The following is a 309-nucleotide window of genomic DNA, read 5'->3' on the forward strand; positions in this document are numbered from 1 at the left end:
CGCTGTGTTCGGCCACCCGACCGCCCGCCAGCGGCACGACGCCGGCCTCGGCCGCGTCCGCGCCACGGTTCTCCTCGGCCATCGCGCACAGCGTGCCGTCCGGGCCCAGCTCCACCAGGTGCCCGGCCTCCTGCGCCCACAGCTCGCGCACGCCGTCCCCGAAGCGCACGGCGCCACGCACCTGCCGGACCCAGTAGTCGGCGGAGCACAGCTCGTCCTCGGTGGCCAGCCGTCCGGTCAGGTTGGAGACCACGGCCAGTCTGGGCGGGGCGTACGCCAACTCCTCGGCGACCGTACGGAAGTCCGCCA

Annotated in this window: 1 protein-coding gene; it reads right to left on the reverse strand. The window is 75.1% G+C overall.

From position 1 onward, the window contains the following. A partial coding sequence (locus tag AN216_RS28860; RefSeq protein WP_170842971.1) for an ACP S-malonyltransferase occupies nt 1-309 on the reverse strand: 309 nt, incomplete at both ends.

Origin of the sequence: Streptomyces oceani (assembly GCF_001751245.1) — a bacterium.
Taxonomy (GTDB): Bacteria; Actinomycetota; Actinomycetes; order Streptomycetales; family Streptomycetaceae; genus Streptomyces; species Streptomyces oceani.